This is a genomic window from Pseudomonas sp. 102515 (assembly GCF_031085165.1).
Taxonomy (GTDB): domain Bacteria; phylum Pseudomonadota; class Gammaproteobacteria; order Pseudomonadales; family Pseudomonadaceae; genus Chryseomonas.
This window is the reverse complement of record NZ_JAVHTY010000003.1, coordinates 12,441-35,875: the sequence shown is the minus strand read 5'-3', so window position 1 is coordinate 35,875 and position 23,435 is coordinate 12,441. Positions and strand designations below refer to the sequence as shown.

Here is a 23,435-nt window from a genome sequence, read left to right as displayed (position 1 = left end):
TTTTCGTTTCTGTCGGTTTGATCGGCGTGGCCAGCCGCCTCACTCCACGTTCTGCGCGCTCTTTTCCGGCTCGGCCGCCAGCGGCTTGACCCGCCGGCCGGTCTCGCGCGAGGCCTGCAGGAAGATCGCCGCCGCCAGCATCGACAGGGCGCCGACGCTGAGAAAGGTCGCGCGAAAGGCGGACAGCACCTCGGTGTCTCCATAGTCGTCCTGGAAGCCGCCCAGCAACGCGGCGGCGCAGGCGACGCCGAAGCTCATGGCCAGTTGCATCACCACCGACAGCAGGCTGTTGCCACTGGCCGCCTGCTGGTCGTGCAGGTCGATGAGGGTGATGGTGTTCATGGCGGTGAACTGCATGGAATTCACCGCACCCAGGATGCCCAGGTGGATGAGCAGCCAGACGAAGGGCGTGGCAGGGCCGATCAGGGCGAGACTGGCGATCAGGCAACCCAGCAGCAGGGTGTTGCCCACCAGCAGGCGCCGATAGCCGAGCAGCCCGATCAGCGGACCGGCGATGGGCTTGGCCAGCATCGCCGACAGCGCCAGGGGCATCATCAGCAGGCCGGCCTGGGTCGGCGAATAGCCGAGGCCCACCTGGAACAGCAGCGGGATGAGAAAGGGCAGGGCGCCGCTGCCGAGGCGGGCGAAGAGATTGCCGAAGATACCCACCGCGAAGCTGCGGATGCGAAACAGCTCGGCGGAAAACAGCGGCTGGTCGTGGTGCAGGGCGCGCAGCCAGTAGGCGACCATGCAGGCCATGCCGCCCATCAGCAGCAGCACCACCCGCACATGGGGCAGGTGCAGTTCGCCGAGGCCTTCCAGGGCGATGCTGATGAGGATCATGGCGGTGCCGAAGAGCAGGAAGCCCAGGCCGTCGAAGCGTTGCGGGAGGGGGCTGCGCAGATCCGGCAGTAGGCGGCGGGTGGCCAGGCAGCCGATGATGCCCACCGGCAGGTTGATCAGGAAGATCCAGTGCCAGGACACGGCTTCCACCAGCCAGCCGCCCAGCGCCGGGCCCGCCAGGGGACCGATCAGGCCGGGAATGGTGATGAAGCTGAGGATGCGCACCAGTTCGCTGCGCGGATAGACGCGCAGGATCACCAGGCGCCCCACCGGCAGCATCAGCGAACCCCCGAGCCCCTGGATGACCCGGGCGGCGATCAGCAGGTTGAGGCTGGGTGCCAGGGCGCAGAGCAGCGAGCCAAAGGTGAAGAGGGCGATGGCGGTGAAGAAGACGCGGCGACTGCCGAAGCGATCGGAGATCCAGCCCGAGGCCGGAATCAACAGTGCGACGGTGAGCAGGTAGGCGATCACCACCCCCTGCATGCGCAGCGGATTCTCGCCGAGGTCGGCGGCCATGCGCGGCAGGGCGGTGTTGACGATGGTCGCGTCCAGCGACTGCATGAAGAAGGCGACGGCGATCAGCCAGGGAAGCCAGCGGGTCGTGGTGGTATCCAGCGTCGGGGTGGGCATGAGAGATCCTTGTCGAGACAGCCGACTACCCGCTCTCTGACTGTCTGCACGCGGCAGGGTGCCCCGCTCGATCAGCGCGAGCGGGAATCTAGCAGCGCCTCGATCCGCTGGTCCTTCTCTGCCCAGAGCGTGCTGACCCACTGCTGGAAGCCTGCGCGAAATTCCGCATCTTCGCTGTAGTCACCCGCCCAGCGCGCCGGATCCAGAGGTCGCGCGCGAATATCGATGATAACGCGTTTGACGCGTCCGCAGAGCAGGTCCCAAAAGCCGGGCACGCGACCGTCCGGATAGACCAGGGTGACATCCAGCAGGGTGTCCAGCTGCTCGCCCATGGCGGCGAGGACGAAGGCCATGCCACCGGCCTTGGGCTTGAGCAGGTGGCGATAGGGCGAGTGCTGCTCGGCATGCTTGGCGGCGGTGAAACGCGTGCCTTCCAGGTAATTGACGATGGTCACTGGCTGGCGGCGGAATTTCTCGCAGGCGCGGCGGGTGATGGCCAGGTCCGCACCCTTGAGTTCCGGGCGGCGGGCCAGCTGGGCGCGGGTGTATCTCTTCATGAAGGGGTAGTCCAGCGCCCACCAGGCGAGCCCCAGGAAGGGCACCCAGATGAGCTCCTTCTTCAGGAAGAACTTGAAGTAGGGCACCTTGCCATTGAAGGTCTCGATGAGCGCGGGGATATCGACCCAGGACTGGTGGTTGCAGATGACCAGGTAGGAGCTGTCCCGGTTGAGCGCCTCGGTGCCGCGGATGTCCCAGGCGGTGGGGGTGAGACGGGCGAAGATGGCCTTGTTGATCTCGGCCCAGGTCTCGGCGATGGCGGTGACCACCCGGGAGCAGACGTCGCGCAGCGCGACGCTGGGCAGCAGCTTGATCAGGGCGAATGCCAGCAGCGGACCGATCATGACCAGGGTGTTCAGCAGGAGCAGCGCGGAGACGGTGATACCGGTCAGGAGGTGCATGGATTCTCTCGTCTAGAACTTGGGGCGATGGTCTTTGGCGTGACATAGCATTTTGCGATCATCCGCTCGGGATGGCTGCTGCCGATCAGCTGCGAAGTGAACGCCGATGCTCAAGAAGGTTACCAGTGCCGAGGTCTGCCTCGGCATGTACATCCACAGATTCGAAGGCAGCTGGATCGACCATCCGTTCTGGAAGGCGCGCTTCCTGCTACAGGAACCGCGCGACCTGCAGAAGATCCAGGACAGCGCCGTGATCGCCGTGTGGATCGATATCGCCAAGGGACTGGATTGTCCGCCGCAGGCCGAATGCTCGCCTGCGGTGGATCCGCTGCTGCTCCCTGAGCCCCTCGCCGCGCAGGCCATTGCCCCCGATATGCCCCCAGTCGCCGTTCCGGTTCCGGGCACAGCGCCGGGCGCCGCCTTGAGCTGTCCGCAGGAAATGGCCCAGGCTTCCGCGGTGAGCGCCCACGCCAAGCAGGAGGTGGCGCGGCTGTTCCAGGACGTGCGCCTGGGCCAGGCCATCGAGCTGAGCGAGGTGGCGACCGTGGTCGAGCAGATCTCGGCGTCGGTGTTGCGGCATCCCACGGCGCTGGTCAGTCTGACGCGGCTGCGCACGGCCGACGAGTATACCTACATCCATTCCGTGTCGGTCTGTGCCCTGATGACGGCGGTGGCACGGCAGATGAAACTGCCGGCGGACCAGGTGCAACTGGCTGGCCAGGCCGGCCTGCTGCATGACGTGGGCAAGATGCGCACGCCCCTCGAGGTGCTCAACAAGCCGGGCAAGCTGACCGAGGGGGAATTCGCCGTGATGCAGCGGCACCCCGAGGAGGGCGTCGCCTTGCTGCAGCAGTGGGGCGCGACCGCGGAGGTCATCGATGTCTGCCTGCACCATCACGAGAAATTCGATGGCAGCGGCTATCCCCATGGCCTGGCCGGTACCCAGATCAGTCTGCTGTCGCGCATCGCCGCGGTCTGCGACGTCTACGACGCCATCTCCTCGACCCGACCCTACAAGACCGCCTGGAGTCCCGCCGAAGCGATCCGGCGCATGGCGGAGTGGAAGGGGCATTTCGATCCCCGGGTGTTCCAGGCCTTCGTCAAGACGCTGGGCATCTATCCGATCGGCTCCCTGGTACGGCTGAGCAACGAGCAGCTGGCGGTGGTGATCGAGCAGCACCCGGACAGCCTGCTGACCCCGCAGGTGCGGGTATTCTTTTCCGCCCGCTCGCGCACGCCGCTGCCGCAGCGGCTGCTGGACCTCGCCCGGCCGCCCGCCGATGAGCGCATCGTGCGGCGGGAGGAACCGGAGGAGTGGGGTTTTCGCAATCTGGAGCGGCTCTGGCAGCAGGCCTAGCCGGCTCAGGGACGGGTCGTCTGCAGCGAGGGACGCTCGCCGGTACGGGCGTACCAGGCGGCGATGCGCGGGCAGTCGCTGCGCCAGGCGAAGGTGGGGATGCGGAAGTCTAGATAGCCCAGCAGGCAGGCCATGCCCAGGCAGGCCACGTCGAATTCGCCTTCCAGCTCGGCGATGGCCTCGCGCTCGAAGTAGTCCAGCGCCCGGGCGATCTTTTCCTGCTGGTTGTCCAGCCAGAGCTTCCACTGCATACCCGGCGGGCGCATGAAGCTCTCGTAGCGGATCTGCACCGCGGCCTCCATCATGGCGTCGCACAGCGAGGCCAGGGTCAGGCGTCGCCAGCGCTGCGGGCCCTGGCGCGGGATCAGCGGGGTGCGCTCGTGGAGGGTGTCCAGGTAGTCGAGGATGACGCGACTGTCGTGCAGGCAGGTGCCATCGGCCAGGCGCAGGGCGGGTATCTTGCCGGCGGGGTTGGTATCGAGGACGTCGCGATTGGGATTGAGCGGCGTCTGCTGGACGATTTCCACCTCCACCTGCTCGATCAGGTCCGTCTCGTGGAGCATCACCACGACTTTGCGACCGAAGGGCGAGGCGGGAGTGTGGTACAGGATCATGGACATGGGCCGGGCTCTCCAGAATGCAGGACTGCATTCGCTCGTGGCGAATCCCTGCACTGTAAGCCCTAGGCCGGCTCGGATAAAAGATGGCCTTGGTCGTAGCTGGCCGGATCAGGCCAGGCCGGGCAGCTCGACGTACACCCCCAGCCCGCGTCCTTGCAGGCCTTCGCCCAGGTGCAGGCTGCCGCCATGGATTTCGACGATACGTTTGACGATGGGCAGACCCAGGCCGCTGCCGACGTTCTGGCCGGCGCTCTCGCTGCGGTAGAAGCGGGTAAAGATCACCGCCCGCTCTTCCGGGCTGACCCCGGGGCCGCTGTCACAGACATTGATGCGTACCCGGCCGGGCACGTCCTCGACGACCCGCACCAATACCTGGCCACCGCTGGGGGTGTAGCGGATGGCGTTGCCCACCAGGTTGGTGAGCAGCACGCTCAGCCAGGTGGGAATGCCGGACAACGTGACCTCCTGGTCCTCCAGCACCAGGTCGATGTTCTTCTCGATGGCCAGGGGCGCGAGTTCCGACAGGGTATCCGCCGCCAGCCGGCCGAGGTGGACGGCGACGAACTGCTCCTGCAGGGCACCACTGTCCAGGCGGGCCAGGAGCAGGATCTGCTCCATCAGCTGGCTGATGCGTTCGGCGCTGCGGCGCACCTGCACCAGGCCGCGGGCGTGGGCCTGGGGATCGCTGGAACGCAGGGCGACCTGGGTGTGGGTCAGCAAGCTGGCGAGGGGCGTGCGGATCTCGTGGGCGGCGTCACTGGTCAGGCGCCGCTCGGCTTCCAGGGCACCGTCCAGGCGCTGCAGCAGGGCGTTGATCTCCTCGACCAGGACCGCGGCTTCCAGGGGAACCCGATTCAGCGCCAGGGGCTCCAGGCGTTGGGCGGAACGCTGCTTGATCTGCGCGGCCAGCTGGCGCAGGGGTTCCAGACCATGGGTGACGCCGAACCAGATGAGTGCGGCCAGCACCGGCAGGGCCAGCGCCAGGGGAAACAGCGAGCCGAGCAGCAGCAGGTTGGTGGCACCGCGGCGATCGGCCAGGTTCTCGTAGATCCAGATGCGCCCGTCGCCGCTGCTCAGGCGCAGCACGCGCCAGTGCTGCCCCTCGGCCAGCAGACTGCTGAAGCCGGGCGGCTGGTCGGCCAGGCCGGCGGGCGGTGCGGGGGTGCCGAGGCGCTGGTCACCGGCCTGCAGCAGATAGCCCAGGGCGTTGCGGCGCTTGAACAGCGGCAGGTCGGCGATGGCCGTACGGCTGCGCTCCAGGGCGCGCGCCGCGGGCGGCAGGCTGTGGTCGCCACCCTCGCTCAGGGTGGCCAGGTGCAGGGCGGCCGAGCCGAAGTCGAGCATGTCCTCGTCCGCCAGGCGATTCACCTGGCGCAGCACCAGCTGGTAGGTCACCAGCGCGGCGATCAACCAGCAGGCGAAGATGCCACACAGCAGGAGGGTGAGCAGACGCCGCCGCAGCGAGACGGCCGGGCCGTCGGTCATGGGGCCGGCCGCTCGGGCTGGTCGATGCCGTAGCCGATGCCGCGCACGGTGCGGATCAGGCTGCTGCCGAGCTTACGCCTGAGGTGATGGATATGGACCTCGATGGCGTTGCTCTCGACGTCGCCGTCCCAGCCATAGAGCGCCTGTTCCAGGCGATTGCGCGAGAGCACCTTGCCCATGTTTTCCAGCAGCAGGCGCAGCAGGGCGTATTCGCGCGGTGCCAGTTCGACCGGCTGACCGGCCAGGGTCACCCGGTGGGTGGCCGGATCGACCCGCAGGTCGTTGTGCTCCAGTTGCGGCAGCGCCCGGCCGGCGCTGCGCCGGGTGAGGGCACGCACCCGGGCGAGCAGTTCGTCCAGATCGAAGGGCTTGGTCAGGTAGTCGTCGGCACCGGTGTCCAGGCCGGTGACCCGGTCGGTGACCTTGTCGCGGGCGGTGAGGATCAGCACCGGGGTGGCATCGCCGCGCTTGCGCAGGGCGGCCAGGACCTCGAGTCCCGAGCGGCGGGGCAGGCCGATGTCGAGCACCACCAGATCGAAGGGATCGGTTTCCAGCGCAGCCTGGGCAGCCTGGCCATCGGTCACCCAGTCGACGGTGTCGCCTTCCAGGGCCAGGCCGGCGCGGATGCCGTCGCCCAGCAGCATGTCGTCTTCGGCCAGCAGTATTCTCATCGGATTTTCCCAGGCGGTGGAGCGGTTGTACCGCTCCGGGCCGGCCTCGGCAAGAGCGGTGACCATCCCCCAGGATGGTCGGCTTCTAGCCTAGGTCAGGGCGCTTAAGGCCGGATTAACGAAATCTCAGGGGCGCTGGGCGCTGACCCGCCAGAGGGTATTGCCGACATCGTCGGCCACCAGCAGGCCGCCGCGGCCATCGTTGACCACCCCGACCGGGCGCCCCTGGGCCTCCTCCTTGCCATTGAGGAAACCGGTCAGCAGATCCCGCGGCGGGCCGCTGGGCTTGCCGTCCTGGAAGGGCACGAAGATGACCTTGTAGCCGCTCTTGGGATCGCGATTCCAGGAGCCGTGCTGGCCGACGAACAGCCCCTGGCGGAAAGCCGTCGGCAACTGGCTGTCGGCGCTCGCGAAGGCGAGGCCCAGAGAGGCGGTATGGGCGCCCAGGGCGTAGTCGGGCGTCAGGGCCTTGGCCACCAGATCCAGATGGGGCGGCTGCACCCGGCTGTCCACGGTCTTGCCCCAGTAGCTGTAGGGCCAGCCATAGAAGCCGCCGTCCTGAACCGAGGTGGCGTAGTCAGGCACCAGGTCGCTGCCGATCTCGTCGCGCTCGTTGACCACCGTCCACAGCGTGCCGGTGGTGGGCTCCCAATCCAGCCCGTTGGGATTGCGCAGGCCGGTGGCGAACAGGCGCTTCTGGCCATTGGCGCGGTCCAGCTCCCAGATGGCGGCGCGACCTTCCTCGATATCCAGGCCGTTTTCGCCGACATTGCTGTTGGAGCCCACGGTGAGATAGAGCTTCTTGCCGTCGCGACTGGCGATGACGTTCTTGGTCCAGTGGTGATTGATGCCGGCCGGCAGGTCGGTGACCCGGGTGCCCGGGCCTTCCAGGTGGGTGGCACCGGAACGATAGGTGAAGCGCACCAGGGCATCGGCGTTGGCGACATAGAAGTCCTCGCCCACCAGCGCCATGCCGAAGGGCGAATGCAGCTGCTCGGCGAAGACGCTGCGGGTCTCGGCGACGCCATCGCCGTCGGCATCGCGCAGCAGGGTGATGCGGTCGGCGCTGGGCACCCCGGCGCCAGCCTTCTTCATGAATAGGCCGGCGATCCAGTTCTTGAGGCCGGGAAAATCATCGCGCCTGGGCGCATTGCTTTCCGCCACCAGCACATCGCCATTGGGCAGCACATAGAGCCAGCGCGGATGGTCCAGGCCGCGGGCGAAGGCCTGGACCTGGGTGCCGGGCGCGGCAGTGGGCTTGCCGCCCTCGGACCAGCCGATCGCCGGCGCCACGTTGATGGTCGGCAACAGGGTCTTGTGGGGCTCCGGCAAGGTGGGGGTCGGGCCATACCCGGCTTCGCGTTGCAGTCGCGCGGTCTCGCCGCAGCCGAGCAGGGTCACGGCGGCCAGGGCCAGGGCCAGGGCCAGGGTACGCAAGGGATAGGGTGCGCGCAGGGGCATGGCGGGGCTCTCGCGAAGGTCTCGCAGGATAGAGCCCGGCTTGCGATGAACGTTCCGAGCCCGGTCCTGGGGTCATCCTCCAGGTCCGTTCCGGTCGGTCTTGAAAATGACTCTTTGTAGAAGACTGGTCCTTTTGCGTGTCACCACGTCTCGCTCGGTCTTTTATGGATACAGAATGTCTTGCCGATTCAAGGCGTTAGCTCGGCTGTGCCGCCGGGTGCGGAAAAGTGGCGGCTATCTGGCGCGAATTAAAAGGTAACCGACTGTTTTTTCAGGGAAAAATTCGCTAAAGCCGGGGGCGGTGATGCCGATAGCAGCCCCAACAATGACGACGAAGTCGCACCCAGCGGCGCCGCAACGGGACGCGGCTGCCTGAGCTCGCCCACGCCAGAACCCGTTAGCTTGCGGGGGCGGGGAGTATTCTTTTCCACAGGTGCAGTCATGCAATCCCTCACCCGGCGCTTGCGCCAGTTTTCCCTGCGTCTGGCCGGTACCCTGGCCCTGAGCAGCGCCCTCTTCGGTTCGGCCCAGGCGGTCGAACTGGTCGGTCTCAACTTTTCCGGTGCCGGCTTCGCCAGCCAGGTGCTGCCTGGTCTCAACAACCGCAACTACATCTTCCCCAGCGAACAGCACTTCAAGGACTGGAGCGCCAAGGGCATCAAGCTGGTGCGCTTTCCAATCATCTGGGAGCGCATTCAGCCGACGCTGAATTCGATGCTGGACCCGGACTATGGCGCCCTGGTCACCCAGACGCTCAACTACGCCCAGAAGTACGGCGTCAAGGTGATCCTTGACCTGCACAACTATGCGCGCTATCGCGGCGAGGTCATCGGCGCCGGCAAGGTCACCTATTTCAACTACTGGGACGTGACCTATCGCCTGGCTTTCCGCTTCGGCAAGCATCCGGCGCTCTATGGCTACGACATCATGAACGAGCCCCACGACGCCGTGGCCTTCTGGCCGACCGCCGCCCAGCACGGCATCAACGGCATCCGTACCGTGGACAGCGTCCATCCGATCATCGTCGAGGGCAATGGCTGGTCCAGCGCCACCCGTTGGCCGCAGTGGAACGATCCGTTGCTGGCGCTCAAGGACCCGGCCAACAAGCTGATCTTTTCCGCCCACGTCTATTTCGATAACGATGGCGGCGGCCAGTACGCCAGCAAGGACATGAGCGGCTTCGATCCCATGGTCGGGGTGAATCGCGTCAAGCCCTTCGTCGACTGGCTGAAGAAGAACGGCAAGCAGGGCTACATCGGCGAATTCGGCGTGCCGGACGACGATCCGCGCTGGCTGGTGGCCATGGACAACATGCTGGCCTATCTCAAGCAGCACTGCATCCCGGCCTCCTACTGGGCCGCCGGTCCGGGCTGGGGCACCTACAACCTGGCGGTGGAACCCATTAACGGCGTGGATCGACCCCAGTGGGCGACCCTGAAGAAGTACGTCGACAACAGCAGCTGCGCGAGTATCGGGCCCAATTAAGCCCGGCCGGCGATGGCGGTCCCCGGGGTCGGCAGGCTACCCTTGCCTTTTAACCGTGCCAGCCCCGAGGACCTCTCATGAGCCAGATTCCCGCCGACCTGCGTTATGCCGCCAGCCACGAATGGGCGCGCCTGGAAGCCGATGGTAGCGTGACCGTCGGCATTTCCGACCATGCCCAGGAGGCCCTGGGCGATGTGGTCTTCATCGAGCTGCCGGAAGTCGGCAAGACCTTCGCCGCCGGTGACCAGGCCGGAGTGGTGGAGTCGGTCAAGGCGGCCTCGGACATCTATGCCCCGGTGGGCGGCGAGGTGATCGCCGTCAACGAGGCGCTGGCGGACGCGCCCGAGCAGGTCAATGGCGAACCCTACGGCGCCTGGTTCTTCAAGCTCAAGCCGCAGGATGCGGCCGAGCTGGACAGGCTGCTCGACGCCGACGGCTATCGCGCGGCCAGCGAAAGCTGAGGCGCCGCTCGCCGTCCTGAGCCCGGATAAAAAAGAACCCCGCTCGGCATGGCCGGCGGGGTTCTTTTTTGCCTGGCCCTTATTGGGTCAGGATACGCATGGCGAGATCGCTGTCGCTGGCCTGCAGGCCCGGCTCGGCGGCGCGCATGTCGCGCAGCGCAGCTTCCAGGTAGGGACCACGGATCTGGCCGTTGCTGGCCAGGTAGGAACTGGCATCGTCCTGGGTGGCAGCGACGATCTTGTGGTCGTCCCGGCTGGTGGTATAGAACGAGCCGGAGGTCGCCCCCAGGGTCGCGGCATGCCGCCAGAACCGCGCATCCGCATGGGCGGCGGTGGTCGCGGCCAGCAGTGGCAGGCCGATCAGGGAAACCAGGGCAAGCTTCTTCAGGCGCATGGATGAAATCTCCTTCTTGAGGTTTCCTATAGAGAGCTCAGACGTCCTTTGAGTTCCAGAGCGCCGTGCAGGCACCTTTTCCACAGCGCTAGCGCTGGATCATGCTGTGGATGCGTTCCGCCAGGGCATCGATGTCGAAGGGCTTGATCAGCATGTCCATGTTCTCGCCGAGGAATTCACCGCGTACCTTGGCGTTCTTGGCATAGCCGGTGATGAACAGCACCTTGAGCTCGGGCCGCCGGCCACGGGCGATCTCGGCGAGCTGGCGGCCGTTCATGCCGGGCAGGCCGACATCGCTGATGAGCAGGTCCAGCCGCTGATCGCTTTCGATGATCGGCAGGGCGCCATCGGCATCGCTCGCCTCCAGGGCGGTGTAGCCCAGTTCCGCGAGCACCTCCAGCACGATCATGCGCACGGCGTATTCGTCCTCCACCACCAGCACGGTCTGGCCGGCCTCGGCACGGGGCGCGACCTTGACCGTCGGCTGATCGGTGCTGGCCGCCGCGACCTCGGGGTGGCGCGGCAGATAGAGACTGATGGTGGTGCCCTGGCCCTGTTCGGTGTCGATGCGCGCGGTGCCCCCGGACTGCTTGACGAAGCCGTAGATCATCGACAGGCCGAGCCCCGTGCCCTGGCCGGCCGGCTTGGTGGTGAAGAAGGGCTCGAAGGCCTTGGCCTTGACCTCCGGTGGCATGCCGGTGCCGGTGTCGGCCACGCTCACCCGAACATAGTCGCCCGGGGTCAGGGATTCGCGCGCGGCGGCCTCGGCGTCCAGGCTGAGGTTGGCGGTGGCGATGCACAGCTCGCCGCCGGCGGGCATGGCATCGCGGCCATTGATGACCAGGTTGAGCAGGGCGTTTTCCAGCTGGTGGGTATCGCTGTGGGCGAGCCAGGCCACCGGTGCCAGATCCAGGCGCAGGGCGACGTTTTCGCCCACGGTGCGCACCAGCAGATCCTGCAGCGAGCCGACCAGCTGGTGCACGTCCACCGGCTGCGGGTCCAGGGTCTGACGGCGGGCGAAGGCCAGCAGCCGATGGGTAAGGGCGGCGGCGCGGTCGGCCGAATTGACCGCGGCGTTGATGTAGCGATCCAGATCCTGGGTGCGGCCGTTGGCGATGCGCAGGCGGATCAGGTCGAGGGCGCCGACGATGCCGGTGAGCATGTTGTTGAAGTCATGGGCGATGCCGCCGGTGAGCTGGCCGATGGCTTCCATCTTCTGCGACTGGCGCAGGGCTTCCTCGGTGCGCTCGCGTTCGTAGATCTCGGCGATCAGCCGCGCATGGCTGCGCCCCAGCTCCTGGGTACGTTCGGCGATGCGCTGTTCCAGCTGGTCGGTGGTCTGGCGCGCCTCGGTGACGTCCACGCCACAGCCCACCAGGCCATGGAATTCGCCGTCGAGCTCCAGGCGCGGGGTGCCCTCCAGGCGTAGCCAACGCCATTCGCCCTGGGCATTGCGCACCCGCACCTCGGCGCGCAGTGCGCTGCGGGTGGCGACGGCCTGCTTGAAGGCGCCCTCGAAGGCTGGGCATTCGCTGTCCGGGAGCAGGGCGCTCCAGCCCTGGTCATGCAGATCGGCGTCGTGCAGATCGAATTCGCTGGCGAAGCGCTGGTTGACGAATTGCAGCTGGCCGTCGGCATCGCAGGCCCAGATCAGCACCGGAGCGCTGTCGGCCATGAGGCGGAACCGGCCCTCGCTCTCGCGCTGGGCCTCCTGGGAGCGTTGCCGGCAGATGGCCGACCAGAGCCGGTCGGTGACGTCGCGCAGGAATTGCACCTCACCTTCCGTCCATAACCGGGCGCGCTGGTCATGGGCGACGAAGAGCGCGCGCGCACGGCCATCCTCGTAGAGCGGAATGTCGATCAGCGCCGCGATCTCCAGATCGAGCAGGCGCTGGGCATTGGCCTGGGCGCGCGGATCCTGGCTGACGTCGTCGATCACCAGGGGCGCTTCGCCCTCCTGGTTGCCCAGGCTGTCGGGGGCGAGCAGCGGATAGGCCAGGGCCTGGTCGAAGTGGCCGTTGGACGTCCACATCTGGTGCGGGACGAAGGTGCCGCTGCTCTCGTCCAGGCGGGCATAGCCGACCCGGCGCAGGCCCAGCCGCGTGCCGACCAGTTCCAGGGCGGCGGCGACCCCGACGCTTTCCGGATCGCCTTCGCGCAGGCGATCGCCCAGCTCGATCAAGGCATGCTGGCGGGCCTCGGCTTCGCGGCGCTCCTCGATCTGCCGGCGCAGCTGGCGATTGGTCTCGCTGATGCGATCGGCGTCGTGGCGTTCGCGGGTGATGTCGCGCGCGATACCCACCAGTCGACGGCGTCCACCGGGCTCCAGGCGTTCGCGGCCGCGGATGCTCAGCCACACCGGTTCGCCCTGGCGCGGACTACGGACGCGAAAGGTCAGCCGCAGGTCATAGGCATTGCCGCCGCCCTGGATGGCCGCGCTGACATAGGCCCGCACCCGCGGCGCATCGGCGGGGTGCAGGGCGCGCAGCAGCGCCGCGCCGCGCAGGGTGCAGCGGCGCTCCGTGGCGCCGACCAGATGGGCGAGGCGGGTATCCCAGCTGATCAGGTCGCGGTCGATGTCATAGTCCCAGACACCGAGGTCGGCGACGTCCATGGCCAGGGCGATGCGCTGCTCGGCCAGGCGCAGGGCGTCGGCCGCGGCGGTGCGCTCGATGACGATGCGGATGCGCTCCGCCACCTCGCGCACCAAGGCCACGTCGCCAATGGTCCAGTGACGCGGCGTATCGGCATAGAGGAACAGCAGGCCGACCAGCTGTTCCTCGGCGAGCAGGGGTACCACCAGGCCGGCGCGTACGCCATGGTCCACCAGCTTGGCACGCATCTCGCCCAGGCGGCTGTCCTGGGTGCTGTCTTCCACGCTGACGATGATGCCGCGGCGCAGTTCCTCCACCGCCGAGGTGTGCCAGTGCGCCAGGCTGGGCAGATTGAGACGGTGGGTTCGGCCCTGTTCGAGCCAGTCGCTGTCGATGGTCAGGCTGCCGTCGCGGCCGACCCGGGCATAGCCGATGCGCTGCACGGCCAGCAGGTGGCCGAGGCTGTCGCCCAGCACCGAGGCGACTTCGCCGGTGTGGGTCACGCCGTGCAGCAGGTCGCCCAGTTCGAGCAGGAAGCGCTGGCGATCATGGCTGCGGATGCGCTCGCTGAGGTCGACGAAGGTGCAGATGGCGCCCTGGAGCTCGCCATCGCGCCAGAGCGGCTGGGCGCGCCATTCCACCGGCAGCAGACTGCCGTCCTCGCGCAGCAGGGCGTCGGCGGACAGGTGCAGGGTGGCGCCTTCGCTGGCGGCGCGCTGCAGGGCTCGCGCACCCTCCTCGCTGCGTGCGGAGCTGAGCCGGGTGTCCAGGCGCTCGCCGAGGAGGTCGCGCTCCTCGGACAGGCCGAGCATCTGCCGGAAGGCGCGGTTGCAGAGGGTGGCGCGACCCTCGCGATCCAGGGCGCAGAAGCCTTCATGGGTCGATTCGAGCAGCAGATGAGCGAAGGCCTCGCTCTCCCGCAGCGCCGTTTCCGCCCGCTTGCGGCTGTCGATGTCCTGAGCCACGCCGACCCAGTGCTCGATCTCGCCGCTGGCGTTGGTGAAGGGCATGGTGCGGGTTTCGAACCAGCGATAGTGGCCCTCGGCATCGCGCAGCTGCAATTCCAGGCGGCCGGCGACTCTCTGCTCGCGCACCTCGCGCCAGCGCCGCAACAGTTGCGGACGCTGCTGGGGATGGATGGCATCGGTCCAGAGATCGGGGTCGGCGACGACGTTGGCCGGACTCAGGCCGCTGTATTCGTACCAGTAGCGATTGGCGTATTCGAAGCTGCCATCGGGACGCGCGAACCAGATGATCTGCGGATTGACGTCCATCAGGGCGCGGTAGTGGGTTTCGTCGAGGGTGCTGTGCCGCGCCGGCGACGCCGCCTCCAGCCGCGTCTCGAACAGGCGTAGCACCTGGCGTGCGAGCCGCTCGAGTCCGCTCAGGCGCGCGGCGCTCAGCTCGCGCGGTTGCCAGTCGAGCACGCAGAGGGTGCCGAGAAAGACGCCTTCGGTCGTGCGCAATGGAGCCCCGGCGTAGAATCTCAGGCCCGCCGGATCGGTCACCAGGGGATTGCCGGTGAAGCGCGGGTCCTGGCTCAGGTCTTCGATCTGCCGCGCCTCCCGGGCCGCGTGCAGGTGCTGGCAAAAGGACAGGGCCAGGGGGATTTCCGCTACGCCCAGGCCGCGTTCGGCAATGAACAGCTGCTGCTCTTCACCAAGCAGGTTGACCGCGGCGATAGGGGTTTCGCAGAGGGTGGCCGCCAGCTCCACCAGATCGTCGAGGGCCGGCTCCGGCTGGCTGTCGAGCAGGCCATAGGCGGCCAGGGCCTCCTGCCGGCGGCGGCGCTGCTCGGCGTCCTCGACACCCACGGCAGGGTTCACGAAGGTTGTCTGCACGGCTGGCTATCCTTGTTCCGCTCGCGGGCTGCTGGGCCTTAACGTTCGCTCTGGGGCGTGACACGCAGGACTTCTTCCACGGTGGTGAAGCCGGCGGCGATCTTTTGCGCACCGGACAGCCGCAGGCTGCGCATGCCTTCCTTGAACGCCTGCCGCCGCAGCGCGGTGATGTCGGTATCCACCGTCACCAGTTCGCGCAGACTATCGGAGAGAGTGAGGATTTCGTATACCCCGGCACGACCGCGATAGCCGGTGTCGCGACACTCCGGACAACCCACCGGCTGCATGGCGCCAGTGGGCAGCGGCGCGTTCCAGGGCTTGGTCAGTTCCTGCCAGGTGGCCGGGTCCAGTTCGATGGGCGTCTTGCAGGCCGGGCAGAGGGTGCGCACCAGGCGCTGGGCCATGACGCCCAGCACCGTGGCGCGGATCAGGTAGTAGGGCACGCCCAGTTCGATCAGCCGGCTCACCGAGCTGGGGGCGTCGTTGGTGTGCAGGGTGGAAAGCACCAGGTGCCCGGTCAGGGCCGCCTGGATGGCCATCTCGGCGGTCTCCAGGTCGCGGATCTCGCCGATCATGATGATGTCCGGGTCCTGCCGCATCAGCGCCCTGACGCCGCTGGCGAAGGTCACCTCGATGTTGGGCTGCACCTGCATCTGGTTGAAGGCGTCTTCCACCATCTCGATGGGGTCTTCGATGGTGCAGACGTTCACCTCGGGCGTGGCCAGCTGCTTGAGGGTGGTGTACAGCGTGGTGGTCTTGCCCGAACCGGTGGGACCGGTGACCAGGATGATGCCGTTGGGTTGCCCGGTCATGCCGGCCCAGCGGCGCAGGTCGTCGGCGGAAAAGCCGAGCTGGTCGAAGCTCTTGAGCAGCACGTCCGGGTCGAAGATCCGCATCACCAGCTTTTCGCCAAAGGCGGTGGGCATGGTCGACAGGCGCAGTTCGACTTCCTTCTCGCCGGCCATGCGTGTCTTGATCCGGCCGTCCTGGGGCTTGCGCTTCTCGGCGACGTTCATGCGGCCGAGGTTCTTGATCCGGCTGACCACCGCCAGGGTGACCTGGGCCGGGAACTGGTAGACGGTGTGCAGCACCCCGTCGATGCGAAAGCGCACCGCGCCCTGCTCGCGGCGCGGCTCGACATGGATATCGCTGGCGCGCTGCTGGAAGGCGTACTGGAACAGCCAGTCGACGATGTTGACGATGTGGGCGTCGTTGGCATCCGGCTCGCCATCGGCGGCGCCGAGATTGACCAGTTGCTCGAAGTTACCGACGCCGCTGGTCTTCTGCTCCACCGCCGAGGCGCCGGTGACCGAGCGGGCCAGGCGAAAGAATTCCTGGGTGTAGCGGGTGATGTCCGCGGGGCTGGCCACCACGCGCTTGATCGGCCGCTGCAGCACATGGGTGAGGTTACTCTCCCAGCTGTGCACGAAGGGCTGAGCGCTGGCCACCGTCACCTCGTCCGGGCTCACCGCCACGGCGAGGATCTTGTTGCGCTGGGCGAAGGCGTAGGACATCAGCGGGGTGACCGAGGCCACGTCCACCTTGAGCGGATCGATGCGGTAGAAGGGCTGGCCCGAATACTCGGCGAGCCAGCGGGTGAGGCTGTCCAGGTCCAGCTTGCGCCCCGGGCGACTGAGGTCGTCCACGCTCTGCGCCGCGAGGAATTCCAGCGGATGCTGCTGCGGATTGGCCGAGCCGCGGCGCAAGAGCAGGCACTGCTCGGCGGTCTGCTGATCGATCCGCTGCTGGCTGACCAGCTCGCGCAGGATGTCGCCCAGGTCGAGCCAACGATCAGCGGAAGGGGAAGCTATGGCGGACATCTGGACTCCTTGGAAAGGTGGTCGCACCGGGGTGACACCCGGCGCCTGACCGGGGACGACCCGCCTGCCGTACCCGTCAGGATGGTCGCCTCCTCCAGCATAGCGATTTTGTTTTAAGGAATCGCTCGCGGCCTTGTGCCATCAGGATGGACGGCTGGACGCGCCAGGCGTTCCTGCCATCCGGCGGCTCAGGCCAGGGCTTTCCACGGCGCCAGGCCGTAGACCAGGCGCGCCTGTTCGGCTACCCCGGCGAGATCGCCACGGGCGCTCAGCGGCGCCAGCTTGCCCAGCTCGCCATACAGGCGGTCGGCCTCAGGCAGCTCCAGGGCGCCACGCGCCAGGTGCAGCCAGACCTGCATCCGCTCCAGGCGCGGCAGCTGCTGCTGGATCAGCTCGGGTTCGGTGATGGCGCGCAGCAGCGGCAGTTCGGCCGCCTCCTGGGCCAGGAGGCGCGGCAGCCATTGGCCCAGCGGCGTCACGCCCTGGCGCTCGCCGCGGCCGGTACGCCCCTGGATCCAGGTGCGCTCATGCAGCCAGCGCGCGGCGCGCAGGGAGAACAGGCCCCAGCGCGGCTGCTCCAGTTCGGCGGCGAAGCGCTGCGGCGCTTGGCGGCGGGCTTCCTCGTCGTCCTGGCCGATGGCGGCCAGCGGTCGCCAGTCGGCGAGCAACTCATCGAGGGCCTGGCGCAGGTCGCGGCTGGTGGCCCGCGGGGCGGCCTGGCCGAGGCTGCCGAGCAGGGCGCGCAGGTCGATCAGCTGGTGCACCCAGTCCACCAGCAGGCGCCAGTGGCCGTTCCAGCGATACTGTTCGGCCAGGCGTTGGCTGCCGGCCAGCAGGTGCCAGCCGAGGCGGGCGACGGCCTCGTCCAGCGGCGTCTCGGCGTCCAGTTCCGGGGCGGACAGATAGAGGGTGTAGCTCGATGCATCGTGCAGGCGATAGCCGCGCTCGGCCTTGCTGATGTCGCAGGGCATCAGCGGCAGCTCGGCGGCCAGTTGCTCGGCCAGCTCCAGCAGCGTCGCCGGTTCGCCCTGGCGCAATTCCAGCTCGACCTCGGCGATGGCCTCGCGCTGGTCGCCGGCACGCACCTCGCCCTGGTCGAGGGCGACTTCGATGATGGTCCGGGCCTTGCCCCGGCCCCAGGCGATTTCCGCGGCGTCGCGGACGAAATCGGTATCGAACACCGGCTGCAGGCGGCGCAGGTCCAGGTCGGCCAGCTCCGCCGGCCAGCAGCTGTCGTCGAACAGCGCGGTGTCCAGGGTGGCATCGGCCAGTGGCCATTCCCATTCGTTGCGCTCGGACAGCCCGGCCAGGCTCTGGCCGCGGCTCTTGAGCGTCTGGATATAGCGCTCGCCATCACGCCGCACGCGCAGGGCCACCTTGGCATGGGCCAGGTCGCGGGTGTCGGTGTCGTAATAGCAGTTGGAGAGTTCGTGGCGTTGCCAGCCCTCCTTGCAGCGCTTCTTCAGCAGCGGATGAGCGCGCAGGGCGTCGAGGGTGGCCGCACTGGCGCGCAGCTTGATTTCGGTTTCTTTGGCCATCGGAGGATCCTGGCGCCGGAAGAGAACGGTCCGGCTCCGTGCCGAGCGCGTCATGACGACGGACGGCGAGAACGTGGCCGCTAGTTTAGCCGGTCCGCGTCGCCAAGGCCCATGAAGGTTTCATCGCACGGCGGATGGCGCCATGATGGAGCCGTGACCAGGAGACCCCGCATGACCCTGCCCGCGCTGAAAGCTCTGTTCTCGACCCTCATCGCCGAAAGCTCGGTGAGCTGCACCCAGGCGGCGCTGGACCAGTCCAATGCCGGCGTCATCGCCCGCCTGAGCGACTGGTTCGGCGCCTTGGGCTTCGCCTGCGAGACCCAGGAGGTGACGCCGGGCAAGTTCAACCTGATCGCCACCCTGGGCAGCGGGCCGGGCGGCCTGGTGCTGGCCGGCCATACCGATACCGTGCCCTACGACGCCGCGCTCTGGCAGGCCGACCCCCTGCGTCTGCGTGAAGCCGACGATCGCTGGTACGGCCTGGGCAGCTGCGACATGAAGGGCTTCTTCGCGCTGATCCTCGAGGCGATGCGCGAACTGGATCCGCGCCAGTTGCGCCAGCCGCTGATCGTGCTCGCCACCTGCGACGAGGAATCCTCCATGGACGGCGCCCGGGTGCTGGCCGAGGCTGGCCGCCCCCTGGGCCGCGCCGCGGTGATCGGCGAGCCGACCGGGCTGCGGCCGATTCGCCTGCACAAGGGCATCCTCATGGAGCGCATCGACATCCTCGGCCAGAGCGGCCATTCCTCCGATCCGAGCCTGGGCCACAGCGCCCTGGACGCCATGCAGGCGGTGATGGGCGAGCTGCTCGACCTGCGCGCCCAGTGGCAGCGCGAATACCGCAATCCGCTGTTCCTGGTGCCCCAGCCGACCCTCAACCTGGGCTGCATCCATGGCGGCGACAACCCCAACCGCATCTGCGGCCAGTGCGCCCTGGAATTCGACCTGCGCCCGTTGCCGGGCATGCAGCCCGAGGCCTTGCGCCAGGCCATCCGCGGGCGGCTGCAGCCGGTCGCCGAGCGCTTCGGGGTGCGGATCGACTACCAGCCGCTGTTTCCCGCCGTGCCGCCCTTCGAGCAGCCGGCCGAGGCCGAGCTGGTGCGCCTGGCCGAACGCCTGACCGGGCACCGCGCCGACGCCGTGGCCTTCGCCACCGAGGCGCCCTATCTGCAGGCGATCACCCAGGAGGTGCTGGTCCTCGGCCCCGGCGACATCGGCTGCGCGCACCAGCCCGAGGAACACCTGGCGCTGGCGCGGATCGCGCCTACCGTCAGGCTGCTGCAGCAACTGATCGGCCACTACTGCCTGGGCGAGGCCGCCGTCGCCCGATGAACAGACCCGCGCGCCCGGCGTGACTTTTTGTAAACTCCAGGCGGTCTACTGACGCTGCCTGCCCATCCGCTCCCTGTCGAGGAACCTCCGTGCTGCGACGACGCTGAACGCCCTGCCTGCCCTCGTTCACCCTCCCGCCTATCCTCCAAGGGTCTTCGTCTCGATGCACGATTACGTCAACTGGCTCCGCCACGCCTCGCCCTATATCAACGCCCATCGCGACGCCACCTTCGTCGTCATGCTGCCCGGTGACGGCGTCGCCCATCCCAACTTCGGCAACATCGTCCACGACCTGGTGCTGCTGCACAGCCTGGGCGTGCGCCTGGTGCTGGTGCACGGTTCGCGCCCGCAGATCGAATCGCGCCTGGCCGCCCGTGGCATCGAACCGCGCTTCTACAACGACCTGCGCATCACCGACGGCCCGACTCTGGAGGCGGTGATCGACGCTGTCGGCAGTTTGCGCAGCGCCATCGAGGCGCGGCTGTCCATGGACATGGCCGCCTCGCCCATGCAGGGCTCGCGCCTGCGGGTCGCCAGCGGCAACCTGGTCACCGCGCGCCCGGTGGGGGTGCAGGACGGCGTCGACTTCCACCACACCGGCGAAGTCCGCCGCATCGACCGCCGCGGCATCGGTCGCCTGCTCGACGAGCGCACCATCGTGCTGCTCTCGCCACTGGGTTATTCCCCCACCGGCGAGACCTTCAACCTGGCCTGCGAAGACGTCGCCATGCGCGCCGCCATCGACCTGGGCGCCGACAAGCTGGTGCTCTACGGTGCCGAACCGGGTCTGCTGGACGAACAGGGCGCGCTGATCCGCGAGATCGGCCCGCAGCAGATCCCCACCCATCTGGCGCGCCTGGGCAGCTCCTACCAGGCCGAACTGCTCGACGCCGCCGCCCAGGCCACCCGCGGCGGGGTGCGCCGCTGCCACATCGTCGGCTACGCCGAGGACGGCGCCCTGCTCACCGAACTCTTCACCCGCGCCGGCAGCGGCACCCTGGTGGCCCAGGAACCCTTCGAGACCCTGCGCGAGGCGACCATCGCCGATGTCGGTGGCCTGATGGAGCTGATCCGCCCGCTGGAAGAGCAGGGCATCCTGGTGCGCCGTTCCCGCGAGGTACTGGAGCGCGAGATCGAACAATTCAGCATCGTCGAACGCGAAGGCCTGATCATCGCCTGCGCGGCGCTCTATCCCATCGCCGACTCGGCGGCGGGCGAGCTGGCCTGCCTGGCGGTCAATCCCGACTACCGCCACGGCGGCCGTGGCGACGCCCTGCTGGCGCGCATCGAACAGCGCGCCCGCGAGCGCGGCCTCGGCACCCTGTTCGTGCTCACCACCAAGACCGCCCACTGGTTCCGCGAGCGCGGCTTCGAGCCGAGCGGCGTGGAACGCCTGCCTGCCGCGCGGGCGTCGCTGTACAACTTCCAGCGCAATTCGAAGATCTTCGAGAAGGGCCTGTAAGGGCGCGCTCGTAGGTTGGGCTGAGACGGCTGCATCGTCGAAGCCCAACGGTACTGTGGGTTTGGCCTACGGGCGCATCAGCTAGTTATTGAAGTTTGCTGGTGGCTCTTGTTTCGCCTGGCCGGCGACTCACTTTTCTTTGCTCGTGCAAAGAAAAGTAAGCAAAAGAAAGCACGCCCCGACAGTTCGGCCCTCCGCTGCGCTCCGGGTCCCCTCGCTCCGGCGCCGCTCCAGGGGCACGGCACGAAGGGGCCTCCTGCCCCTCACGCCTTGCTCGGCGTCCTGCCTCGCATCCCCTTGCGCGACACCTGCACTCGACCTCACTGACGGGGACGGGGCGTCAGCCTGATGCCTGGTGCTTACACCTTTGTAGCGTGGAAAACCGCACAGCGTTTTCCACTGGTACGCATGTCCATGCTCCGTGGACAAGGCTGCGCCGTTGTCCACGCTACGGGCTACGGGCTACGGGCTGTTCACGGCTCTGCAACCAGAACTTTCAGTCTGGCGAAACGCTCCGTGCAGGAGGGCGAACGCCAGTGTCGTGGAGTGGGTCGAGCCGCAGGGCTGCGGCGAGAGGCCTAACGGGCCATGGACGGCCCGTGTAGGCCGACCCCGGAACGGCGCTGGCGTGAACGAAACGTAGCGTAGCGGAGTAACAGCCGCAGGCTGGCCCGAAGGGCGAGCAACGCGAGTCATCCGTAGCGTAGCGGAGGGCCGGATGGTCGGGGCAAGCGTTTTTGCTTACTTTTTTCGTGACTGAAAAAAGTGAGTCGCCCGGGTGGGCGAAACAAGAAACACCAGCAAAGCTCAATGAACAGCTAGGGCACCAACAAGCTCTTTGGCACCACAACGTTGGGTTTCGACGATGGAGCCGTCTCAACCCAACCTACGTATCTACACCCCGATCGTCGCCAGAATGCTCGCCTGATAGGCCGCTACGAAGGTATCGAAATCCCCCTGGGGCGCCGCCTCGATCTCCGCCTGCTCGTCCAGCGACTGACGCGCCATCTGCGCATAACCCTCACGCTCGCCATCGTTTAGCGGGTGGCTGGCGAAATAGGCCGCATGGGCCTCGCTCTGGCGCAGGCCGAATTCGGCGAAGCTCTCGTTGCGTTCGCGCAACTCCTGCAGCACCCGCGCCGAGGGGGTAAGGCGGACATCGGCGACCTTCTGCCGCTGCACTGCCACCGCCCGGCGATGGGCGTCACCGCCCAGGCTGGCGTCCAGGGTCTCGGCGCAACGCTCGATCTGGTCGAACATCTCCGCCGCCCAGTCGATCATGGTCACCGAGGCGCCGTGCCGCTGCAGACGCAGACCGGGCTTGCGGCCTTCACGCACCACGCTGGCGAAGTTGTCGGTGCATTCGCTGCACTCGCCGTTGAGCGGCGGGCTGCCTTCCAGGGCGCAATAGAGCAGGAAGGCGTCGAGGAACAGGGCGGCGGTGGTATCGATGCCCAGCGGCAGGAAGGGATCGATGTCCAGGCAGCGCACCTCGATGTACTGCACGCCGCGCGCCATCAGCGCCTGCACCGGCCGCTCGCCGCTGCGCGTGACGCGCTTCGGGCGGATGGTGGCGTAGTACTCGTTCTCGATCTGCAGGATGTTGGTGTTGAGCTGCACCCACTCGCCGTTCTGGTGCGTGCCGATCTCCGCATAGGGCGGGTAGGGCGTGCCCACCGCACGTCTCAGGCTCTCGGTGTAGGTGGTCAGGTCGTTGTAGTCCGGCGTCAGGCTGGCCTGGGCGTTGCTCTGGTAGCCCAGGTCGCTCATGCGCAGGCTGGTGGCATGGGGCAGATAGAGGGTCCGCTCATCGAGGGTCTGCAACTGGTGCGGCCGGCCGCGCAGGAAGCCCACGTCCAGCGCCGGCGAGGCGCCGAACAGGTACATCAGCAGCCAGCTGTAGCGGCGGAAGTTGCGGATCAGGGCGATGTAGCGTGCCGACTGGTAGTCGCGGGCATCGCGGGCGTCACCTTCCTGCTGGCGCAGGCGCTCCCAGGCCGCTTCCGGTAGCGAGAAGTTGTAGTGGATGCCGGCGATGCACTGCATGGTGCGGCTGTAGCGCAGGGCCAGGCCGCGGCGATAGACATGCTTGAGCCGGCCGATGTTGGAGCTGCCGTAGTCGGCGATGGGGATCTCGTCCTCCGCCGGCAGCGCGCAGGGCATGGAGCCGCTCCAGAGGCGCTCGCCCTCGAGTTCTGCGACCGCGGCGCGGTGTACCCGGTCCAGCGCGTCCAGCACCTCGGGCGTGCGGGTGCCGGTGGGGGTGATGAATTCGAGCAGGGCCTCGGAGTAGTCCGTGGTGATCTGCGGATGGGTCAGGGCCGAGCCCAGTGCCCGGGGATGGGGGCGACGGGACAGCTGGCCACGGGCGTCCACCCGCAGGGTCTCGCGCTCGATGCCGTGTAGGCATTCGGCCAGAAGGGTGGGATCAGCGCCGAGCAGGGCCAGGCGGCGGGACAGGATATCGCTCAAGTTGACTTCC

At 67.7% G+C, this 23,435-nt stretch carries 16 protein-coding genes; 5 read left to right on the top strand and 11 right to left on the bottom strand.

Annotated elements, in window-relative coordinates; all coding sequences use genetic code 11:
- Positions 1-39 precede the first annotated feature (39 nt).
- Positions 40-1,473 carry a multidrug transporter subunit MdtD gene (mdtD, locus tag RCF34_RS11525; RefSeq protein ID WP_308708296.1) on the bottom strand — a complete coding sequence of 478 codons (1,434 nt, stop codon included), beginning with the start codon at positions 1,471-1,473 and terminating at the stop codon, positions 40-42.
- Between the two features lie 71 nt (positions 1,474-1,544).
- Complete coding sequence (locus RCF34_RS11520; RefSeq protein WP_308708295.1) at positions 1,545-2,432, bottom strand: acyltransferase; 888 nt, start codon at positions 2,430-2,432, stop codon at positions 1,545-1,547.
- A gap of 106 nt (positions 2,433-2,538) precedes the next feature.
- Between RCF34_RS11520 and RCF34_RS11515 the strand changes: the two genes are divergently transcribed.
- Entirely contained in the window at positions 2,539-3,789 is a 1,251-nt protein-coding gene (locus tag RCF34_RS11515) for an HD-GYP domain-containing protein (protein WP_308708294.1), read from the top strand.
- 5 nt (positions 3,790-3,794) lie between these two features.
- Here RCF34_RS11515 and RCF34_RS11510 read toward each other — a convergent pair whose 3' ends face one another.
- The 4 genes from RCF34_RS11510 to RCF34_RS11495 all read right to left on the bottom strand — a co-directional run bounded on the left by RCF34_RS11510 (position 3,795) and on the right by RCF34_RS11495 (position 8,026).
- Positions 3,795-4,409 (bottom strand): glutathione S-transferase family protein, encoded by a 615-nt coding sequence (locus RCF34_RS11510; protein WP_308708293.1) that lies wholly within the window; start codon positions 4,407-4,409, stop codon positions 3,795-3,797.
- Positions 4,410-4,517: 108 nt separating this feature from the next.
- The gene (locus RCF34_RS11505; RefSeq protein ID WP_308708292.1) at positions 4,518-5,894 is read right to left on the bottom strand and encodes an ATP-binding protein; all 1,377 of its coding nucleotides are present in this window, start codon (positions 5,892-5,894) and stop codon (positions 4,518-4,520) included.
- Positions 5,891-6,565: a response regulator gene (locus tag RCF34_RS11500; RefSeq protein ID WP_064308173.1), complete on the bottom strand. Its 675-nt coding sequence runs from the start codon at positions 6,563-6,565 to the stop codon at positions 5,891-5,893. Before RCF34_RS11500 ends, RCF34_RS11505 begins: the two co-directional genes overlap by 4 nt.
- Positions 6,566-6,691: 126 nt before the next feature.
- Positions 6,692-8,026: a sorbosone dehydrogenase family protein gene (locus RCF34_RS11495; protein WP_308708291.1), complete on the bottom strand. Its 1,335-nt coding sequence runs from the start codon at positions 8,024-8,026 to the stop codon at positions 6,692-6,694.
- A gap of 441 nt (positions 8,027-8,467) precedes the next feature.
- On the opposite strand from RCF34_RS11495, the gene RCF34_RS11490 reads away from it, so the two are divergent.
- Together RCF34_RS11490 and gcvH are read left to right on the top strand one after the other, a co-directional pair.
- Complete coding sequence (locus RCF34_RS11490; protein ID WP_308708290.1) at positions 8,468-9,511, top strand: glycoside hydrolase family 5 protein; 1,044 nt, start codon at positions 8,468-8,470, stop codon at positions 9,509-9,511.
- 77 nt (positions 9,512-9,588) lie between these two features.
- Positions 9,589-9,972 carry a glycine cleavage system protein GcvH gene (gene gcvH, locus RCF34_RS11485; protein ID WP_308708289.1) on the top strand — a complete coding sequence of 128 codons (384 nt, stop codon included), beginning with the start codon at positions 9,589-9,591 and terminating at the stop codon, positions 9,970-9,972.
- A 79-nt stretch (positions 9,973-10,051) separates the two neighbouring features.
- On the opposite strand, the gene RCF34_RS11480 is transcribed toward gcvH, so the two are convergent.
- The 4 genes from RCF34_RS11480 to RCF34_RS11465 form a co-directional block, all read right to left on the bottom strand.
- Positions 10,052-10,366, bottom strand: coding sequence for a DUF2388 domain-containing protein (locus tag RCF34_RS11480; RefSeq protein WP_308708288.1), 315 nt, complete (start codon positions 10,364-10,366; stop codon positions 10,052-10,054).
- Positions 10,367-10,454: 88 nt separating this feature from the next.
- Positions 10,455-14,801, bottom strand: a complete 4,347-nt coding sequence (locus RCF34_RS11475; RefSeq protein ID WP_308708287.1) for a PAS domain S-box protein — start codon at positions 14,799-14,801, stop codon at positions 10,455-10,457.
- 38 nt (positions 14,802-14,839) lie between these two features.
- On the bottom strand, positions 14,840-16,621 hold the full coding sequence (locus RCF34_RS11470) for a GspE/PulE family protein (protein WP_308708285.1): 1,782 nt from the start codon (positions 16,619-16,621) through the stop codon (positions 14,840-14,842).
- A 188-nt stretch (positions 16,622-16,809) separates the two neighbouring features.
- A complete protein-coding gene (locus tag RCF34_RS11465) occupies positions 16,810-18,159 on the bottom strand; it encodes an inorganic triphosphatase (protein WP_308708284.1) in 1,350 nt (449 codons plus the stop codon).
- Positions 18,160-18,330: 171 nt separating this feature from the next.
- On the opposite strand from RCF34_RS11465, the gene argE reads away from it, so the two are divergent.
- Together argE and argA are read left to right on the top strand one after the other, a co-directional pair.
- Positions 18,331-19,491, top strand: coding sequence for an acetylornithine deacetylase (argE, locus tag RCF34_RS11460; protein WP_308708283.1), 1,161 nt, complete (start codon positions 18,331-18,333; stop codon positions 19,489-19,491).
- A 163-nt stretch (positions 19,492-19,654) separates the two neighbouring features.
- The gene (gene argA, locus RCF34_RS11455; protein ID WP_308708282.1) at positions 19,655-20,953 is read left to right on the top strand and encodes an amino-acid N-acetyltransferase; all 1,299 of its coding nucleotides are present in this window, start codon (positions 19,655-19,657) and stop codon (positions 20,951-20,953) included.
- A gap of 894 nt (positions 20,954-21,847) precedes the next feature.
- Here argA and gshA read toward each other — a convergent pair.
- A complete protein-coding gene (gene gshA / locus RCF34_RS11450) occupies positions 21,848-23,425 on the bottom strand; it encodes a glutamate--cysteine ligase (RefSeq protein ID WP_308708281.1) in 1,578 nt (525 codons plus the stop codon).
- Between the last annotated feature and the right edge of the window lie 10 nt (positions 23,426-23,435).

What these genes read in the sequence shown, in the direction of transcription:
- mdtD (WP_308708296.1), bottom strand. Translation starts at nt 1,473, where the DNA reads ATGCCCACCCCGACGCTGGATACCACCACGACCCGCTGGCTTCCCTGG.
- RCF34_RS11520 (WP_308708295.1), bottom strand. Translation starts at nt 2,432, where the DNA reads ATGCACCTCCTGACCGGTATCACCGTCTCCGCGCTGCTCCTGCTGAAC.
- RCF34_RS11515 (WP_308708294.1), top strand. Translation starts at nt 2,539, where the DNA reads ATGCTCAAGAAGGTTACCAGTGCCGAGGTCTGCCTCGGCATGTACATC.
- RCF34_RS11510 (WP_308708293.1), bottom strand. Translation starts at nt 4,409, where the DNA reads ATGTCCATGATCCTGTACCACACTCCCGCCTCGCCCTTCGGTCGCAAA.
- RCF34_RS11505 (WP_308708292.1), bottom strand. Translation starts at nt 5,894, where the DNA reads ATGACCGACGGCCCGGCCGTCTCGCTGCGGCGGCGTCTGCTCACCCTC.
- RCF34_RS11500 (WP_064308173.1), bottom strand. Translation starts at nt 6,565, where the DNA reads ATGAGAATACTGCTGGCCGAAGACGACATGCTGCTGGGCGACGGCATC.
- RCF34_RS11495 (WP_308708291.1), bottom strand. Translation starts at nt 8,026, where the DNA reads ATGCCCCTGCGCGCACCCTATCCCTTGCGTACCCTGGCCCTGGCCCTG.
- RCF34_RS11490 (WP_308708290.1), top strand. Translation starts at nt 8,468, where the DNA reads ATGCAATCCCTCACCCGGCGCTTGCGCCAGTTTTCCCTGCGTCTGGCC.
- gcvH (WP_308708289.1), top strand. Translation starts at nt 9,589, where the DNA reads ATGAGCCAGATTCCCGCCGACCTGCGTTATGCCGCCAGCCACGAATGG.
- RCF34_RS11480 (WP_308708288.1), bottom strand. Translation starts at nt 10,366, where the DNA reads ATGCGCCTGAAGAAGCTTGCCCTGGTTTCCCTGATCGGCCTGCCACTG.
- RCF34_RS11470 (WP_308708285.1), bottom strand. Translation starts at nt 16,621, where the DNA reads ATGTCCGCCATAGCTTCCCCTTCCGCTGATCGTTGGCTCGACCTGGGC.
- RCF34_RS11465 (WP_308708284.1), bottom strand. Translation starts at nt 18,159, where the DNA reads ATGGCCAAAGAAACCGAAATCAAGCTGCGCGCCAGTGCGGCCACCCTC.
- argE (WP_308708283.1), top strand. Translation starts at nt 18,331, where the DNA reads ATGACCCTGCCCGCGCTGAAAGCTCTGTTCTCGACCCTCATCGCCGAA.
- argA (WP_308708282.1), top strand. Translation starts at nt 19,655, where the DNA reads ATGCACGATTACGTCAACTGGCTCCGCCACGCCTCGCCCTATATCAAC.